Here is a 3,892-nt window from a genome sequence, read left to right as displayed (position 1 = left end):
GGGCCGGGGTTGGGGCCGGTGAGGGGCTCGGCCCTGGGCGCGAGCCCCCCACCGGGATCGGTGCCGCCGGCACCGGCGGATGCGCCGGCGGGAGCATCGGCGGAAGTTCCGGGGGACGCGGCGGGCGGGGCGTCGCCGCGCATGGCCTCGGCGGAGGCGTAGGCCTTCACGCCCCACTCCGACCGGCCGGAGATGAGGTCGAGGATCTCGGTGAACCGCGGGCCCTGCGCCGCCAGCACCTCGGCGACGCGCGCGTCGTCGCGGTAGATCGTGGCGATCCGCACCGGCGCGGTCGGCGCGGCGTGCGCGGCCCGGTCCACCACGTCGTGGTGGGCGCGGGCGGTGGCCTCCAGCCACGCCAGGTCCTCCAGGTTGGCGCGCAGTGCCGCCTCCCCGTACTCGGCGAGCGCGACGGTGCTGACCAGCGCGGTCAGCCCGCCCTCGACCACGCCGCGCACGGGCGCGCCGGCGACGCCGGCGGCGCCGCCGAGCGCGGCCGGGTCCAGGCCGCGCGCCACCCCGTACAGGTAGACGGCGGTGCCGTCCCGGTGACCGGCCGCGCCGCCGGCGGTGTCGCCCGCGGTGTCGCCTGCCGCGTCACCGGCCGGGGCGCCGGGTGCCGGGGCGCCAGGTGTAGGGGCGCCGGTCATGATGTGGACTCCTTCCCCCGCGCCGGGCGGGCCGCCCCGTTCCCGCCGGCCCCGTTCTCACCGGCCGAGCCGGCCTCCAGGGCGGCGAGGCGCTCGCGCAGCCGCCGGTTCTCCTCCAGCAGCTCGCGGTCGGCCTGCCCGGCCTCGGTCTCGTCCTGCCGCGCCTTGGACGACAGCGACGGGTCGTGCTCCCACCAGTCGATGCCCATCTCCCTGGCCCGGTCCACCGACGCGACCAGCAGCCGCAGCTTGATGGTCAGCAGCTCGATGTCGAGCAGGTTCACCCGGATGTCCCCGACGATCACGATCCCCTTGTCGAGGATGCGCTCCAGCAGGTCCGCCAGGTTCGCCGAGGTCCGCTCACCGGCCATCGACCGCGCCGGGGACCGCTGCCCGGTCCAGGAGATCTCGCTCACTGCGTCTCAGTCCCTCTCCACTCGTCCGCGGGGATAGCGGCGGGCGCGGCGGTAGCCGACCAGCTCCCCGTCGGCGTCCACCTCGGTGTCGTAGCAGGCGAGGATGTCGGCGGAGTCGGGGATGCGGCGGGTCTCCACCACCTCCACCGCGACGCGCCAGCCGTCCTCGCCGGCCCGCTCGATCCCCACCACGCACTCGGCGCTGCGGCCGGTCATCGCGGTGACGTGCTCGACCGCCCGTTTGGCGGCCTCGGACGCGGACATCATCACTGGCCTCCCGCTATCCGCCCGGCCGGTAGCCGCGGGCGCGGCCCTCGTTCAACCGGCGGATCAGCTCCTCCTCGCGGGCCGCGGCCTCGTCCTCGGTGATCTCACCGGCGGCGGCCTCGTCGGCGATCTGCTGCATCTCCGCGGCGATCCGCCCCGGGTCGTACAGCTGCGCCTCGGCCTGCTCGGTGAGGGTCTCGGCCAGCCACACCACGCCCTTGACGGGCGCGAGCGGCAGCGTGACCAGGCCGCTGAACAGTCCCATCGCCCTCACTGCTCCGGGACGAAGTCGTAGGGCGGCAGCGGCCCGACCAGCCGGACCCGGATCCGGTCGGCGTGGGTCTCGCCGAGCTTCTCCACGGCCTCCTCGAACTGCGCGCGGCGGTCGGCGGGCACCAGGAACGAGGCGTCCAGGACGTCCTCCTCCCGCGCGGGCGTCTTGCGCACGAACGCCTCCGCCGCCGGGGCCGCGCCGTCCAGCAGGACCTGCCCGTCGCGCTCGCGGCGCCGCTCCATCGCCTGCGCGATCAGCTCGCCCAGCCGGATGCGGTCGTAGTAGACGGCGTCGGCGGCGTCCGGGGGGACCTCCCGCAGCCGCTGCGACAGCTCGGCGATCTCCGGCTCGGCCGCCATGATCTCGCCCAGCACCTCGTCCTGGACGTAGGTGGCCTTCAGCCGCAGCTCGACCCTGCCCTCCAGCTGGTCCAGGACCTGCCCGAGGCGGTCGGAGTTGCCGGCCAGCAGCTCCTTCTCCACGGCGTCGCGGTCGGCCAGCGCCGCGCCGAACCGGAACGGCAGCACCACGGTACCGGCGTCCACCAGCGCGTTCAGCACCCGCTGGTGCGCCACCAGGTCGGCGCGCTCGCCCAGCGCCCGGCCGGTGGGCAGGTCGCTGACGATCGCGGCGCACACGCCGCCGTCGCGCACCAGCGCCACCGGGCGGTCGTCCAGCCCGCTCACATCGGCGGGCAGCTCGGCGTCCGCGCGGGTCACGCCGTACACGTACTGCGGGACCCGCTCCTGCGTCCCCTGGCCGCCGGGGGGTTGCGGCGTGCTCATTCTTCCTCGTCCTCCTTCTTGCGGGACGAGCGGCGCCGCGCGGGCTGCTTCTCCTCCTCGTCGTCGTCGGAGTCGCCGCCGCCGAAGGTCTCCTTCAGCCGCTCGCCCGCGCCCTCCAGCGCGCCGCGCGTCTTCTTCTTGGCGCCCGACTCCTGCATGCCCTCCACGAACTGCGGCAGGCCCTGCGAGGTGCCGTCGTGGGCGATGTCGAGACGGTTCACGGCCTCGGCGAACCGCAGGTAGGTGTCGACGCTGGCGACCACGATCCGCACATCGACCGTGAGGATCTCGATCCCGACCAGTGACACACGCGCGTACAGGTCGATGACCAGGCCCTTTTCCAGGATCAGGTCGACGACGTCGGCGAGGCTGCTGCCTGTTCCGCCGCGCTGGACGTAATTGCTGCCCGAAGTCTGCTGGGCGATCGGCCCAGTCATCTCATCTCCTCGATCGGGGGTTTGCTCTGGGGGTTTGGCACGCACCCCGGTGTACCCACACCGATCTCTCTAAACAGGTCTTCTCGTTTCGGTCACCCGCCGGTCAACGCGCGCGTCCACCCGCGCCCTCCCGAGGTCCGGCGGGTGGACGCGGGCAGGCCGCGGCGCCCCCGGGCGGGCCGGGGGCGCCGCGGCCTGAACGTTCGGGCTGGTGCCCGCTGGGGTTGCGCGGTCAGCGTTTCCTGGCGGTGAGGCGCCCGACGACCAGGCCGGCGACGGCCGCCGCGGCGACCGGAGCGGCCCGCAGGAACTTCCGCAGGTTCACCAGCTTGACCAGGGCCGTGGCGCGGCCAGGCAGCGCCGCGACCTGCCCGCCGGCCCCTGCGGCGGCCCGCCCCGCCGACTGCGCGGTCGAACCGGCGGTGCCGGCCGTCTCCCGCGCGGTGTCGGCGGTGCCGCCCGCCGCCTTCCCGGCGGCCTTCCCGGCCGCGTCGCCGGCGGACCGGCCGGCCTTGCCCGTGGTCTCGGTCACCTTTCCGGAGCCGTTGCCCGGCATCGAGGGGGTGTCCATCATGTGTCCTTTCATCGGGGGAATCGTGTCGGCCGCCGAGGTCGGCCGGGGGTCAGCCGCCGCGCAGCGCCCGCTCGGCGGCCGTCTCGCCGGCCGCCGTCTCCTCGGTCACGGGCTGCGCCGGCCGCCGGAACCGCCGCGGCCGCGGCAGCGGCCCGGCGGGCGCGTGCTCCTCGGCGGACGGGAAGCACCCGAATCCGGTCATCGACGCCTCCCTGGTCCGCCGGGCCCGCAGCACCGCCTTCAGCGCCGCACGTACAACTGCACGTACGGCTGCGCGGAGCACCGCACGTAGCGCGGCCTACCCTCGCGAGCCCGCGCAAACCTGCCCCGGCCCGGCGCGCACGCGCCGCCGGGGCCGCTGCCAGACGGTTGGAAACGTCGGTCGGGGTATGGCGGAGCCATGCCCGCCCCAAGACGCGACCGCGAGCCCGGCGGGGACCGCCCGCACACGCGCCGCGCGCCGCCACCCGCACATGCCGCCGTCCGCCG

Annotated in this window: 8 protein-coding genes; all 8 read right to left on the bottom strand. The window is 75.5% G+C overall.

All coding sequences use genetic code 11. The features are described 5' to 3' along the window. The coding region (locus tag ACIWVC_RS22125) for a GvpL/GvpF family gas vesicle protein (protein WP_396454515.1) at positions 1–650 on the bottom strand (650 nt) is incomplete at its 3' end. Further along, complete coding sequence (locus tag ACIWVC_RS22120; protein ID WP_396454514.1) at positions 647–1,066, bottom strand: gas vesicle protein; 420 nt, start codon at positions 1,064–1,066, stop codon at positions 647–649. The genes ACIWVC_RS22125 and ACIWVC_RS22120, both read right to left, overlap by 4 nt. Before the next feature lie 6 nt (positions 1,067–1,072). Next, the gene (gene gvpO, locus ACIWVC_RS22115) at positions 1,073–1,336 is read right to left on the bottom strand and encodes a gas vesicle protein GvpO (protein ID WP_396454513.1); all 264 of its coding nucleotides are present in this window, start codon (positions 1,334–1,336) and stop codon (positions 1,073–1,075) included. A gap of 10 nt (positions 1,337–1,346) precedes the next feature. Continuing rightward, a complete protein-coding gene (locus tag ACIWVC_RS22110) occupies positions 1,347–1,598 on the bottom strand; it encodes a gas vesicle protein GvpG (RefSeq protein ID WP_396454512.1) in 252 nt (83 codons plus the stop codon). A gap of 5 nt (positions 1,599–1,603) precedes the next feature. Beyond that, the gene (locus ACIWVC_RS22105; RefSeq protein ID WP_396454511.1) at positions 1,604–2,392 is read right to left on the bottom strand and encodes a GvpL/GvpF family gas vesicle protein; all 789 of its coding nucleotides are present in this window, start codon (positions 2,390–2,392) and stop codon (positions 1,604–1,606) included. Continuing rightward, positions 2,389–2,829, bottom strand: a complete 441-nt coding sequence (gene gvpJ / locus ACIWVC_RS22100; RefSeq protein WP_396454510.1) for a gas vesicle protein GvpJ — start codon at positions 2,827–2,829, stop codon at positions 2,389–2,391. The genes ACIWVC_RS22105 and gvpJ overlap by 4 nt, the downstream gene beginning before the upstream one ends. Before the next feature lie 232 nt (positions 2,830–3,061). Further along, a complete protein-coding gene (locus ACIWVC_RS22095; RefSeq protein WP_396454509.1) occupies positions 3,062–3,415 on the bottom strand; it encodes a hypothetical protein in 354 nt (117 codons plus the stop codon). A gap of 37 nt (positions 3,416–3,452) precedes the next feature. Continuing rightward, positions 3,453–3,605 carry a hypothetical protein gene (locus ACIWVC_RS22090; RefSeq protein WP_396454508.1) on the bottom strand — a complete coding sequence of 51 codons (153 nt, stop codon included), beginning with the start codon at positions 3,603–3,605 and terminating at the stop codon, positions 3,453–3,455. Positions 3,606–3,892: the final 287 nt, after the last annotated feature.

The organism is Actinomadura sp., from assembly GCF_044508335.1.
In the GTDB taxonomy this organism is placed as follows: domain Bacteria; phylum Actinomycetota; class Actinomycetes; order Streptosporangiales; family Streptosporangiaceae; genus Spirillospora.
Note: the sequence above shows the minus strand (reverse complement) of the source record. Positions and strands in the feature narration are given on the sequence as shown.